Annotated in this window: 12 protein-coding genes; 9 read left to right on the top strand and 3 right to left on the bottom strand. The window is 32.6% G+C overall.

The window, feature by feature from the left end; all coding sequences use genetic code 11:
• Positions 1-295: 295 nt before the first annotated feature.
• From ACWGOQ_RS07025 to ACWGOQ_RS07005, 5 genes are all read left to right on the top strand, one after another.
• The gene (locus tag ACWGOQ_RS07025; protein ID WP_452057244.1) at positions 296-871 is read left to right on the top strand and encodes a hypothetical protein; all 576 of its coding nucleotides are present in this window, start codon (positions 296-298) and stop codon (positions 869-871) included.
• Between the two features lie 88 nt (positions 872-959).
• Entirely contained in the window at positions 960-1,394 is a 435-nt protein-coding gene (locus tag ACWGOQ_RS07020) for a hemerythrin domain-containing protein (RefSeq protein WP_452057243.1), read from the top strand.
• 22 nt (positions 1,395-1,416) lie between these two features.
• A complete protein-coding gene (locus ACWGOQ_RS07015) occupies positions 1,417-2,505 on the top strand; it encodes a DNA topoisomerase IB (protein WP_452057242.1) in 1,089 nt (362 codons plus the stop codon).
• A 28-nt stretch (positions 2,506-2,533) separates the two neighbouring features.
• Positions 2,534-3,466 (top strand): mechanosensitive ion channel family protein, encoded by a 933-nt coding sequence (locus ACWGOQ_RS07010; protein WP_452057241.1) that lies wholly within the window; start codon positions 2,534-2,536, stop codon positions 3,464-3,466.
• Position 3,467: 1 nt separating this feature from the next.
• Positions 3,468-4,007, top strand: coding sequence for a hypothetical protein (locus ACWGOQ_RS07005; RefSeq protein WP_452057240.1), 540 nt, complete (start codon positions 3,468-3,470; stop codon positions 4,005-4,007).
• 17 nt (positions 4,008-4,024) lie between these two features.
• Here ACWGOQ_RS07005 and ACWGOQ_RS07000 read toward each other — a convergent pair whose 3' ends face one another.
• Positions 4,025-4,201 (bottom strand): hypothetical protein, encoded by a 177-nt coding sequence (locus ACWGOQ_RS07000; RefSeq protein ID WP_452057239.1) that lies wholly within the window; start codon positions 4,199-4,201, stop codon positions 4,025-4,027.
• Positions 4,202-4,347: 146 nt separating this feature from the next.
• Here ACWGOQ_RS07000 and ACWGOQ_RS06995 point away from each other — a divergent pair, with 146 nt between their 5' ends.
• From ACWGOQ_RS06995 to ACWGOQ_RS06980, 4 genes are all read left to right on the top strand, one after another.
• Positions 4,348-5,379: an AI-2E family transporter gene (locus ACWGOQ_RS06995; RefSeq protein ID WP_452057238.1), complete on the top strand. Its 1,032-nt coding sequence runs from the start codon at positions 4,348-4,350 to the stop codon at positions 5,377-5,379.
• 622 nt (positions 5,380-6,001) lie between these two features.
• Positions 6,002-6,154 carry a lmo0937 family membrane protein gene (locus ACWGOQ_RS06990; protein ID WP_452057237.1) on the top strand — a complete coding sequence of 51 codons (153 nt, stop codon included), beginning with the start codon at positions 6,002-6,004 and terminating at the stop codon, positions 6,152-6,154.
• Between the two features lie 188 nt (positions 6,155-6,342).
• Positions 6,343-9,252 carry a PEP/pyruvate-binding domain-containing protein gene (locus ACWGOQ_RS06985; RefSeq protein ID WP_452057236.1) on the top strand — a complete coding sequence of 970 codons (2,910 nt, stop codon included), beginning with the start codon at positions 6,343-6,345 and terminating at the stop codon, positions 9,250-9,252.
• A 3-nt stretch (positions 9,253-9,255) separates the two neighbouring features.
• Complete coding sequence (locus ACWGOQ_RS06980) at positions 9,256-10,515, top strand: serine hydrolase (RefSeq protein WP_452057235.1); 1,260 nt, start codon at positions 9,256-9,258, stop codon at positions 10,513-10,515.
• Positions 10,516-10,654: 139 nt separating this feature from the next.
• On the opposite strand, the gene ACWGOQ_RS06975 is transcribed toward ACWGOQ_RS06980, so the two are convergent.
• Positions 10,655-13,501, bottom strand: a complete 2,847-nt coding sequence (locus ACWGOQ_RS06975; RefSeq protein ID WP_452057234.1) for an Npt1/Npt2 family nucleotide transporter — start codon at positions 13,499-13,501, stop codon at positions 10,655-10,657.
• Positions 13,502-13,527: 26 nt separating this feature from the next.
• A complete protein-coding gene (locus ACWGOQ_RS06970; RefSeq protein WP_458202526.1) occupies positions 13,528-14,448 on the bottom strand; it encodes a serine hydrolase in 921 nt (306 codons plus the stop codon).
• Positions 14,449-14,538 lie beyond the last annotated feature (90 nt).

The following is a 14,538-nucleotide window of genomic DNA, read 5'->3' as shown; positions in this document are numbered from 1 at the left end:
TACCATCTGGTAAGGTCACTAATTGACACTTAGTAAAGGTGCGCAATCGCCACTATTGTTAACTCAAACAACTTTTAAATTATTCTCAGATTTTTTATTATCAGTATCTACTAAATCAGTCAACCAAAAGTGTATATGCGCACAACTTATAAACTAATGTAACTTACCTTTGATTCATAAATTAATACAAATCGTAAAAAGGGCTACTAAAAATAAATACGTAAAATATCATTAGGGCAAATGTAATATGTTACTATAAGTAGCTCTTTTTAATCTAAATTAAAATTTTATAATTATGAAAAAACTAATAGGAATCGTAATAGTCATTCTCCTTGTAACGAGTTGTGATGTACAACAGAAAAAAGAAGCAAAATTACCTGAAGTTGATGTAGAAGTTGATACAGAGGCTGGGCAATTACCTACTTATGATGTAGATTGGGCAGACGTTAATGTAGGTACCAAGACAAAAATGGTAACCGTTCCTAAAGTTGTTGTTGTGATGGAAGAAGTAGAGGTTGAAGTACCTTATGTGGATGTAGATATGCCCAATGATGATGAAAAAGAAGAACTCACCCTTACCGTAGAAGCGGAAGTAAGTGATAATGAACATACCATACAAATACAAGAGATTATTGCTACTGGTGACAAATTATATGTAATTTCTGAATTAAAAGAAACTGATCAAACCTTAGGTGATAAAAAATTACGTGTGTCCGACAGAGTAATTCTAAATGCTCCTGATTTAAACGTAAAACATATTATAATAGGAGAAAAACCTGATCGTGTTTTTAATGATCAGTATAAGTATGTAAATAGCATCAACACTTTTAAATCTGATCTAAAAAATACTAAAGTAATTTATACTAGATAATATCAACGATAGATATGGTTGATTTTTAACCGAAAATGGTCTCTTTGCTTCTGGTAAACGAGATCATTTTCATTTAAAATAGAATACAATGAACATTTTCGAAGCGCTTAGAGAAGATCATGAAATACAACGGACTTTACTGAAGAATCTAGTCAACACTTCTGGGGATACAACAAAAAGGGATGATATTTTTAAAAAACTGCGAAACGAATTATCTATTCACGCGGATGCAGAAGAACGACATTTTTATGTACCCTTAATTGATGATGATAACACTCAGGAAAAGTCAAGACACGGTATTGCAGAACACCATGAAATCGATGAACTTGTTGAGCAATTAGAAAAAACGGAATATTCATCTCCGGTTTGGCTTCAAATCGCAAAGAAACTTAAAGAAAAAGTAGAACATCACTTGGACGAAGAAGAGCATGAGATATTCCAAATGGCAGGAAAAGTTTTAACAGAACAGCAAAAACAAACACTAGCTGACGAATATTCTTCTTATATCAAAGAGAATCGATAATACAAATGGAGTAATTTAATTGATGATTACGAACATAACAAACCCAACATTTATAAAACAACTTATCAAGACACCAGAAAAGGTGATTGATAAATTAGATCTTGTTTATCTAAATGATGATAAACTAACCATTTACCGACATAAAAAAGGAAACAAATTTATTTATAAACTTAATGGAGAGGTATTATCAGCTAAACACGATATTGATAGAATTAAAAAATTGGTGATTCCCCCAGCTTGGGAAAATGTACGAATCGCCGCTTTGGATAATGGTCATTTACAAGCAATAGGAAGAGATTTAAAAAAAAGAAAACAATATCGCTATCATCCGCTGTGGAAAACAGTTAGAAATCAGACAAAATTCTATAAAATGTATGATTTTGGAAAACAACTTCCTAAAATCAGAAAAAAAGTAGATCAAGATTTGGAACAAAATGGCTGGCCACAGAACAAAGTGTTGGCGCTTATTATACGGTTGATGGAAGAAACACATATTCGTATAGGTAATGAGCAATATGCAAAACGAAACAAAACATATGGTTTATCCACTATGAGAACTCGTCATGTCAATATTCAAAAAGATAAAATTAAATTCAGTTTTGTAGGGAAAAGAGGGAAAAAACACGCGGTTACATTACGAAATAAAAAATTAATACATTTGGTGAACCGATGTGAAGAGATTCCAGGATGGGAACTTTTTCAATATTATGATGATAAAGGTATCAAAAACGCTATAGAAAGCAGTATGGTTAATAACTATCTTCACGAAATCGGTGGTGAACTTTTTACTGCAAAAGATTTCAGAACTTGGGGAGCTACTACTATCGCGTTTGAAAAACTAATGGAATTAGGGATCGCAAAGAACGAAAGAAAATTGCATAAAAATGTTCTTGCTGCATATGATGCAGCAGCGCAGAGCTTAGGGAACACCAGAAATGTTTGTAGGAAATACTATGTACATCCCGCGATAATTTCGCATTATACTGATGGATCATTACAACAATATTTTGAGAAAGTTGACAAGAATCCAGATACTACAGAATATTTTTCTAGTACAGAACACATTATTTTAGCATTATTAAAAAACTATACGCCAGAATTTCTAAAATAAAAATAACACAAATAAAAATATAACAATTATGTATGATCAACTAGTAGAAGCTTGGAGCAAAATGCTTTCAAAACTAGAGTCTTGGCTCGATACTATTGTGGTAAACTTGCCTAATTTATTAATTGCTTTAATAGTCTTTATTATTGCATTGATAGCATCTAAATATATAAGTAGACTCGTTTTAAAACTTTTGGATAAAAGCAGTCTCCAGCGCTCCATGAAAAAAGTTATCTCAAAACTAGTTTCTATAATTGTGATACTTTTTGGACTGTTTCTAGTTCTAGGTATATTAAATCTTGGAAAAGCTCTGAATACTATCTTAGCCGGTGCTGGGGTTGCCGGTCTGGCTGTTGGTTTGGCACTGCAAGGGGCTCTCGCCAATACATATTCCGGTATCGTTCTGTCGTATATCAAGAATCTAAAATATGGAGACTGGATAGAAACCAATGATTATGAAGGAGAGGTAATTGATATCGATCTAAGGGCCGTTACCGTAAAGCAAATTGACAACAACCTTGTATACATACCTAATAAATTAGTAGTAGAAAATCCAATTAAAAATTACTCTACTACTGCTCAATCGCGAGTAATTTTAGAATGTGGTGTAGGGTATAAATCGGATCTTAAACAAGTTAAAAAACTTACTATTGAAACTGTCGTAAATCACTTTAAAGCAGTTGAAAATAAGGATGATGTTCTGTTTTTATGGAAAGAGTTTGGCGATAGCTCTATTAACTATGAGTTGCGGTTTTGGATCAAATCTACTTCGGCATTAGAAGTAGCCAAAGCCAAAAGTGAAACAATAATGCTAATAAAAGAAGTGTATGATGAGAATAATATTAACATCCCATTTCCAATTCGAACTTTGGATTTTCCTGAAGGTTTTAATCTAAATCAAAAAGAAGATAAAGCTTCTAAAACAATTGAAAATCAAAATAAAGAATCCGATAAAAATGATTAATTTGAAGCTAACAACTTATAATAAAAGAGCTTTGTATGGAGGCGTTATAGCAGCTTTAATAACAGGTGTAGGAGCTTTTTTACTTGGTAGTTTGAGCGGATACGAAGCAAAATCTCTAATAAAATCATCCTTACCTGGTATCAATACACTTTGTAATACTATTGTTTTAGCTTCTGCAACAATCTTAGCGTTGTTACTAACATTGTTAAGTGTTAGCTCAGGAACAAAATCAAAATTAAAAGATGAACACTATAAACACGTATTGATCATTGCCAAAATCGATACGATTGTATTTGTATCTGCTATGATTGTATTCCAGATCTTAAACATACCAATTACTGAAGCAGATAATGTTCCTAGCTCTTGGTATTCTATAATATATTATACCAGTCTCTCTCTGTCAGCCATCCTAAGTGGTGCATTGATAAGTGTTGTTTTAATGCTTTATAATGCGGTTACGAGCATCATCAAGATTATTGGTTTAGGAATATCCGATCATCCTTTAATTTATAATGATGATGATGATGAGAGCCTCGATTAAAAAATATGAAAAGTTGCTTAAGAAATGAGATCTTCTTTACCAGGAGGAGTTGTGTTGGATATGTTGTGCTTTCTTTTTTTCTTTTGATAATATTTAAAGCCTAAATAAGCAAATTGAGCTCCTGCAAGGAGTAATCTATATTTCTTGCCTTTTACTAAAATAGAAGCGATACCTAGAATGGATGATGATTTCATAATTAAACTTTTTGTTAAAAATATAATATCATTTGAACCTTGTGTAGCTCAAAAAAAATATTTGTGAACGTTATGCATTTTTGAATACCAGAAGTACACAAATAAACTGTACATTGTAAGTAACTTTTTGAAAAATATCAATATAAATGAAAACGATTAGCCCAGGTATTATTAGACAAATCTTTGTTCTTTTAATGATGATACTCATAGGAGGTCTTATTTTCAGAGAGATTCTGCCCTATCTTTCCGGAGTCCTAGGAGCAATTACTATATATGTAATTTTAAGGAAATGGATGGTGATTCTTGTTCGTAGAGGTTGGCATCCGGATCTCGCCGCCGCCACTTTACTTATTGGGTCATTTATAGGAATATTGGTTCCTGTTGCCGGTTTAATATTGATGTTGGGTAATAAGATCGGCTATGTTGCTGAAAATTCGGAAAAAGTGATCAGAGCATTAGAAGGTAGATTGAAGTCCATGGGAAACGAAATTGGTTATGACCTAGGCGCGCAATTGGATGCTGAAGCTATATCAAATTGGACCACTGAAAACCTTCAAACTTTTGCAGGAGGCACTTTTAACGTTTTCATCTCCATAGGTATTATGTATTTTCTTTTATACTATATGTTTACGAACAGAAAAATGCTTAAAGAATCTTTATTTGAATATATACCTATTAATGACGATAACTTAAAAATTATCGGTAAGGAAAGTCAAAAAATGGTTCGATCCAATACCTTGGGTATTCCGTTAGTTGCCATCATACAAGGGGTAGTTGCTCTAATTGGTTTTTTAATATTTGGTATAGAAGATCCTCTTTTTTGGTTTGTAATAGTTACCGTTGGTTCTATGATACCATTTATTGGTACGTTAATAGCTTTTCTTCCTGTTTTTATAATAACGCTTTCCGCAGGAAATACGTTTCAGGCATGGGGAATCCTCATTTACGGACTGGTGATTGTGGGATCCTCAGATAATTTAGTAAGATTATATATATTAAAAAGATTAGATAATGTACACCCAATTATTACACTTATCGGAGTCATTGTTGGTGTTCCGTTATTTGGATTTATCGGACTTATTTTTGGACCATTACTAATAAGTTTATTCTTAATTGTTGTACAGATTTATAAATCTGAATACGGTAAATCTTCGAATAAAAAAGGTGAAATATTATGATTATCATCATTTGGTACTTTCGGAAAACAATGTAAACTCAGTAAGTCTTTGTCAAATTAGCTGTTAGTAGATTTTAAAATTGTAGCCCAAATAAAAGTTCCTGAAGAGGTATGTAAATCTTTGGAAAAGAAATACAGAAATATCTAAAAAAACAGATCTTAATTATACTATTGATAAGAATGACGACTACAGGTCTCTTTTTTCAATAAAAGGAAAACATTATTTTGCTAACTCCTCTCCTACTGTCAATGTATGGAAACAGAAAGAAGTATTGAAAAAGCGCTTTCAGAATAAGTTGAAATTCAAATAAAACCTTCTAAAAGCTGAGTTAAAAGATGCAACATATCATAAGAAACCGACTATAATCTAGAGCGGAAATCAAAAGGAAATAAAATTAAGTTAGTATTTGACCAAACAAAAATCATTTTAACTCAAGATTCTTATTTAATTACCGATCTTATTTATACCAGCTTAAATCTCTTGCGATATAGCACACATTATTAGTAATTTCAGGATAATTTTGATGCAGATAATTTAGAATTTTTCCTTTATTATCTATAATTTCTTTATACATCAATTCGGATAGTATAAAGATAGCTACTAACTAAAATAAAATATAGACATGAAAGATTTAATTTGGATCATTGTAGTACTTTTAATCATCGGGTGGGTACTAGGGTTCGCAGTATTTCCGGTAGGAAATTTGATACACATTTTACTAGTAATTGCGATAATTGTGATAGTTTACAAATTGATTACAGGTAGAAGATTATAAGTTTAATAAAAAACTGCTATCACTCTAAATTTTAGCAATTACTGATCAGGTCTCAATTAGTTATTCTTTTACTATCCTTTATTGGAAAAAGAGTCACTAATTGGGATCTGATTATTATGTTTGTACCGCATAAATTTATTTCATTATTAGCAACAGTAAATAACCTCGACAACCCTAAAAACAATATAATGCAAAAAAAAGTGCTCTTCATTTTATTCGTGTTTTTTAGTACATTTTTAATAAAAGGACAGGAAATACCAGTCGAATATGTTAAAAAACAAATAGCTGATTATAAACTTGATAGAAGAGGACCTTATTATAGAATAAAATGGTTTTGTAAAGATGGTTCTATTAGAGAACCTAGGGATCCGTGCCCAGATGATATCGGAGGAGGAATACAACACGCCAGTTATAAAGAAGAGGTGAAAAAACTTGGAAAAGAGCATCATCTGTTTTTTGGGGATATCTTGGCACATACTCAAAAAGAAGATTTTTGGGACGAATCTAATTTCTATAGTCGGTTAAAGCAATATCAATTAGGGAAATATTTATCCAGTGTTGATAACGGTTGGATCATGAGAAAAGGGCAATATTATAGAGGTGCTATCCAATCAGAGGATGAAGAAGAATGGGGCGTTAACTTCTATCAATGGTTACTTAAGGATAATCAAAAGTTAGAAGAAAATTATTTTCTAATCAGACAATCCCTTAGAGATATTCCTCATAATGGCGATAATAATCTTGCTCAATTAATGCGAAGTCAATCAAAGACAATAGCTGAAGACTTCCCAGATTTTATGGATGTAAGAATAAAAATTCATGGAAAACCAGATGAGGGAGACATACAATTAGTTGAAAAATTTGAATCTAAATATTCAAACGAGCTAACGTCAAACTTGAAAAAAGACTTTTCTGAGTTGCTCAATACCATGAGAAAATTTTATGCTCCTGTAGATGCATTTGCTTTAAAACAAGAAATACTGAAGATTACAGCCGAGAACAACCTTAAGAAAAATCTACTGCTGTTTACGGATCAAATCGAAAGTTATAACACTAACAGAGAACGTATTACAGCAATAACCGAGTTGCTCTGCATGATCAGAAAAGATATCCTTGCAGTTCCTAAGAGTAGTGATCGACTGAGAATATTGGACATTTCTAATGAGTTGGAGAATATTATCCTCAAAGATGTTCAGGGTTGGAATCCAATTACGATTGAGGAAAGTCTGTCAAAAATATTTACGTTAGGAAAAGCAACTATGGGAACTGGATTAATAGAAATCTGGGAATGGGAATCTGTGGAATCCACTCTTCAATCATATTTGGTAAAAAGCGAACTAACACTTCGGGAATTAAACGATTTTTTATCAACTGCAAGAAGCGTAGTAGAGTGGAGTACAGCCCTTGTAAAAGGAAATTATCAGGACATAACTGACATATACACTTCTTTCGAACCAAAAGCATACGGCTTTATTGATGACAGAATCAGATCATCAATAGCACTTAATTTTGGGGAAACAGTTAGCAGTTTAGGAACATATATTGCCAAGAAATCATCTATAACCAATACGGTAATGGATATTAGTAATCAAAGTTCGATACGTGGACTCAACCCTGGATTTGCCTATGGAACACTTATCGTTGTCGAAGGTTCTCCTGAAAATGTAGTCGTAAATACTAAAAATATATACATTTTTCAAAAACCACCATCGGATCTAAAGCCAGTTGCAGGAATACTGACCGTTTCTGAAGGAAATCTTGTTTCTCATGTACAATTACTTGCTAGAAATTTAGGGATTCCAAATGCGGCATTGTCTGGAGAGAACCTTAAAGCACTTTTGCCGTACAATGGGCAAAAGGTCTTCTATGCAGTTTCCAACAAAGGAAATGTAATTCTGAAACCAGAGAATACAATGAATCAGGCGGAAATAGCTCTTTTTAGTAAAAAGGAAAGAAACAAAAATAAAATTACTGTTCCTGTTGATCAAATTCGGTTGGATCAAACAAACATTTTGAATATGGCAAAATTGAATGCTGAAGACTCTGGTAAACTTTGTGGTCCCAAAGCTGCTAACTTGGGGCAACTAAAATCCATGTTTCCAGAACATGTTGTAGAAGGCTTGGTAATACCCTTCGGAATTTTTAGAAAGCACATGGATAAAACAATGCCCAACTCCAGTAAAACGTATTGGAAATTCCTAAATGACACTTTTACCGAAGCGGATAAAAAGAGAAAAAACAATGTTACTGAGAAAGAAATAGAGAATTTCCAATTAAAACAATTAGAAATTCTAAGAAACGAAATTCGTAAAATACCCTTAGACAAAGAATTTATAACTGAATTGAGAAATCAGTTTCAAGAAGTATTTGGAAGTTCGATTGGCGCAGTACCTGTTTTTTTAAGAAGCGATACCAATATGGAAGACTTAAAAGAGTTTACGGGAGCTGGACTCAACTTGACCCTTTTTAATATCCTGTCTGAAGAAAAAATAATTCAGGGCATCAAAGATGTTTGGGCCTCACCATATACAGAAAGAAGTTTTAAATGGCGACAACAATATCTATTAAATCCAGAAAATGTTTTTCCTTCTATATTGATCATTCCTAGTGTGGATGTAGATTATTCTGGTGTTATGATTACCAAGGGCATTAATGTTGGGAATGAAAAAGATTTAACTGTTGCTTTCAGTCGTGGCGCCGGTGGTGCTGTTGATGGACAATCTGCTGAAACCAGATTGATAACAGAAAGTGACAATCGTTTATTAGCTCCAGCCAGACAACCAGATTTTATTCGATTACCGGTAACTGGTGGTACTTCTAAGAACACCACAAATTTTGAAAAACCAATTCTTAACGCTAAAAACATCCAGGAGATTAGAACTATAGCGGGATTGATACGAAAAGAAATTCCTAAGAGTACAAATTCTGAATATGAGGGCGCTTATGATGTAGAATTAGGATTTAAGGATGATAAGCTATGGTTATTTCAAATTAGACCTTTTGTAGAAAATAAAAAGGCTAAGACTTCTGATTACCTGTTATCTATTACTCCCAAAATCAATTACGATAAAAAAATTGCACTATCATCAAAACTTTAAACTATGACAAAGATTTTAAAATTTAGTCTGTTGCTTCTGATTTCACTATCTTTTGGTTTTACCAAATATTATCCAATTGATGGATATGAAACAACAGGAATCGCTCGATTATATCAACTTCAGAAAATGCTGAATGATAGTATCGATATACGAAGAATTACTGATGGAGCTCATTTAAAACTTTCAGATATTAAATTAAATTTACTGTCTAGAAAAGACGATAGTATAAATGATATTCTTACGGAAGATCCAGAATTTGCTAAAGAAATCAATCGTTTATTTCCGGGAAGTGGCTATTCTGCAACCGTACTTGATATCAGCAATCCCGATAGTATTAGATACGCTGCTTACAGAGAGAATGCAGGGTATCAACCTGGTAGTGTTGGTAAAATAGCTGTTTTGACAGCGTTATTTACACAGTTAAGTAACCTATGTCCCCTGTCTTGGGATGCGCGCACAGCGTTACTTAAAAATAAAAGAGTAAGCGCAAGATATTGGGGAACTGGAGATCATCATACCATCCCAATCTACGATATAGAAAGTGATAAATTAACGAGAAGAAGAGTCATTGCCAGCGATGAATTTTCATTATATGAATGGACAGATCATATGGTTTCGGTGAGCAATAATGGTGCTGCGAGTGTCGTTTGGAGAGAAGCCTTACTAATGGCTGCTTTTTCTGATAAGTATGAATACCTTACAGAAGAAGAAGCGGAAACTTATTTCAAGGAAACTCCCAGAGATTCTTTAACAAATTTAGCAAACTTGGTTGTAAACCAACCTTTGCGGGATCTTGGCATAAGTGAAGATGAATGGAGATTAGGGAGTTTTTTTACTGGCGCATCTAATCGTTACGTAGGAGACAAAGGAGGTAGCATAGGAACTCCGGTAGGATTGATGAAATACTTAGTTCAGTTGGAGCAAGGTAATATAATTGATGAAAAATCAAGCTTAGAGATGAAGAGGTTATTATATCTTACGGATAGAAGAATTCGTTATGCCAAATCTCCAAGACTGGATAGTGCCGCTGTTTATTTTAAATCTGGTAGTTTTTACAAGTGTGATCGAGTAAAAGATCCTAACTGTAGTAGTTATGCAGGAAATGTTTTTAACTATATGAACTCTGTTATTATAGTCGAACAGCCCAATGGAGCTAAATACATTGTATGTCTCATGACAAACGTTCTAAATAAAAACTCTGCAGGTGCTCATATGTATTTAGCCGGTAGCATTGATAAGATTATCAATACCCTAGACAAATAAAAAAAGTCAACAATAGTACTTATCCATAATGATAAAAGCTCTAAAACGATAGTAGTCTTAGAGCTTTTATGTATATAATTACAAAATTATAACCTGCAGAATAGTAAAAGGTTATAAGTTTGCCATATTTTATAGCGTATTAAACCTGAAGCTCGGGATCCGCTGATAATCGTTCTATAGCTATATTAGTAAATCTTCTTACTTCGTTATTTTTATGTTTTTTTAGCTTACTCAATAACTTTATATCGTTCAAGTCTTCTGAATACTGTATAAGATTAATTACAGCCAGTTTTATCCTTCTACCTCTATTCTTAATAAGTCTGGCTAAACACTTTTTCTCTGTTATTCTATTAAGATTAAAAGTTCTATAAATAGTGGTGGTATCTTCCTGTAAAGTATATATCTCCAAAAGAGGTAACAATGTTGATTTTAACCGATGATGAAGTAAATTATCCAAAAATTCTATTGCATTTACTTTAGTTTCTGTGATATCTGTTTTTAATCCAAAATAAACTACGTCCATATCAGATTTTTCATATTTCAAACTCAAAAGTTTAAAAATACACTCCAGACTTTGCTCCATTTGAAATGACAAAATTTCAATGAGTCCTTCTCTTGCCAAACGCCTTTCCTCATAATCATCAGACTTTTCATTTCTTTGTAGTTCGGCGTCATTTGCATGTTGCAAAATAGCTGTTGCTCTAATCGTATTTTTATAAAATATACTTTCTCTTAAAATAAGACTGGTCAAATTACGCTGATCAAATTTTAAATCTACCGAACCTCGTTTCAATTTGTTTAGCGATTTTGAAGCTTCTAATCGGATTAATATGTCTCTACTTCTTAATAATTTAATTAAAAACTTAACTGAAGTCTGGGTTTTAAATTTTTCGATAACCCTTGGGATATGTCTCCTTGCTTTATCCGGCAAATCTTCTTTTTGATCTAATAGAAACAATGTTCTAGCTATTTCATGCCCATATTTTTTTAGTGCTTTAGTTGCAGCTTTTCTGTATTTCTTTTCTGTTAAAAAATCTATTAAAATATTGAGAAAGTCAATATCCGAAGTAAGCCCCGCGGCCTTTATAGCATGTTTTACAACATAAGCATCCTTATGATTAAAATGAGCAGAAATAAAGGAATAGTATTTAGGTATTCTTGTATATCCTATTGTAATCAATAACTCTGCTATCTTCTCCTTTCTATGGTCAATTTCGGGAGCACTAAACTCTTTTATCTTAGCTTCAATTCTGGAAATAAGATTATATTTAGCTGCCAACTTCTGATTACGCGAAGATTCTTTTGCGAGACACAATAAAGCAGCATTTGCCATGTAATCACTCTCACTATCCAGGTACGACCTAAAAGCAGTTTCTGCTATATGATCTGTATGTTCGATTAAATACATAAGAGCGTTATAAACCAATTCATGATCTTTTATCAACATCAACTTCTTTACTTTTTCTACTGCTGTACCTCTGTCATAAGCATATAACTGACCAATAGCTGCAGCTTTCACGCGATTTGATGGATGATCCAGTAATCGTACAATTGAATGTTTTAATGGTTTTATCTTATGATCTTTTAGTCGTTCAAAAAGCACTAGTATTTCGCTCTCTACTTTACTATTTAAGATCTTGGTTACAGTTTTAAGTGTGGTTTCTTTGGCTAGATTTTTTTTACTTTCCTGATCAAAAATAACGGAGTCTTGAAGATTCTTACGAAATGAATCAAAATATGCTTCCTTAAGCTTATAGATCAACGTAATCCAAATAAATAAAAACAATAGAATGATCACAGTAACGTATGAACTGCTTAAATTCATTTTCCGTACTATAAAAATCAGAAGAAATCCGGCTACACCAGTTGCGATACTGTCAACGACAATATCAATATACGATTTCGCCTGATTTTTTATAATAGAAGGAATCGGAAGAATAGATAACTCTGTAGCAGCTTTATTTAATGATTGTTTTAAACTACCATCCATACCTTTGATGATTACTAAAACCCATAACTCTGGAAACGTAAGAAATAATAGGCTTCCTAAGGCAATACCAAGAGGCAAGATTAATAAAGATGAAGTTACTCCTAAGTATCGTAACACTCGATTTGTTAAAAATAGTTGTAATATCAGAGCGATCAAATTAAAAGTAGAGAACCAAAAACCAAAAAAAGATGCCAATTGGTCGGTATTAGGAATTGCTGCGTTGGCAAAATCACTAAATTGAAAATCTACCAGTTTCGCAACAATGACACCTACCCCAACGATCGCTGCCAAATAAGATAAATGTTTTGATTTTAAGATTAAATGAAAAGAAGATCTATATCCTGATACTTTTTCTTCTTTTCGTTGTTTTCTTATATAGACATTTAATTTATGAACTCTGATTCTCCAAACTATTTGTAAAATTGGTATGCAACTAACGATCAAGATTGATGCTATGAAGATCAATGTTCTATTACCTACATATGGAGCTAAAATTGAAGTCAAATATCCTCCAAAAACACCTCCGGCTATAGCACCAGCACCAATAAACCCGAATAATCTTTTTGCTTCTCTTACATTGTAAACCAAATTAGCTAAAATCCAGAATTGAGAAGTAGCAAGTACTGCAAACAATGAGACTGCGGTATAGAAAAAATAGAGTACCCAGGCATTTATAACCGTATAATATAGCAATGCACTTAATACTAAAAAACTTACTCCAAATGTGATTAATGAAAATATAGCGACATTCTTAATTGAAAACTTTTGAATAGCACGATTGTAAAAATAGGAGCTAACTACGGCTATTAGAGCCACTAATAAATATCCGTAAGGCAAATGGGATGCTCCTAGATTTGATAAAAACAGGGCATTTACAGTAGGCTTTACAATTAGTAAAACTGTAATGATGATAAATATATATAGCTGCATTAAAAAAGAGATGAATATTTCTCCATCTCTTATATCAAAAGCTTTTTTAAAGAATTCTCTTATCATAAAAGCCAAAAATACTTTCTAATTTATTACGAACGTGACTTTTTCAAAACTTTTTCTAACGGAATTACTAAGTCTCTTATGATTTGCTCTCCATAATTGTCATCAATCAAAGCGACTAATATATATTTTCGTTTAGGACCCCATACAAGAATGGAATCAGAGTGAAAGCTTTTCCAAGATCCTGATTTACGGAAAAGTTTTGCTTTGGGTGCAATTTTATCCAGCGTATTCACAAATTTATGATGTAAAGCTGGATCTTTCATTATTTCTAACATCTGAGCAGATCTTTCTGTGCTTACTAAATTTCCTAATACCAGTTGGTAGTAAAAACTACAAACCTGTCTTGTGGTTGCTGCATGACTCAATCCTTTCAGAGGTTCAGGATATCTTCTACCTCCAGCGGCATATCTTTTTCCGACCCATAAACCACCTCCAACTTCTTCATCATACAATTTATTTTTTGGACCTCGTAAAACAGATTCTATTTTTTCATACCCTAATCTATCTATCATTCTTGTTGAAGCCCTGTTATTGGACTTACTAATCATTAATCTTAAATCCTTTAAAACTTCTTTAGTTTCCTCTAGCTCTCCTTTGTCCATGGCGTCCATGGCGGCCAGAAGAATTGCAATTTTTGGCAAACTAGCCGCATACATCATAAAATCATCATTAAGACCTGCATATTCAATTTGATTTATATTGCTTAAATCTACAATACCAATAGACATTTTCCTCCTATCAATTAATTTTTTCCATCTAGGTTTTGAGCATATTTCAGTTTCTAATAATTGTTGTAATTTTTCGCTCTGTAATTCCCTGATTGGTTGAATATTGTCACTTAAGGTAATTGGCAACTCTGACTGCCCCTTCATTTCTAAAAAGAAAAAGAAAATCAAAATTGTTGATAAGACACTATGTTCAAATAATTGCTTAAAATTTAACTCCATACCATACAATCTATCATAAAAAAAGTATTTCACAAATATGAATACTTAAAGTTTTACTAATATACTTTCAAAAGTAATACCAAAACAAAC

Source organism: Aquimarina ulvae, from assembly GCF_053613295.3.
Note: the sequence above shows the minus strand (reverse complement) of the source record. Positions and strands in the feature narration are given on the sequence as shown.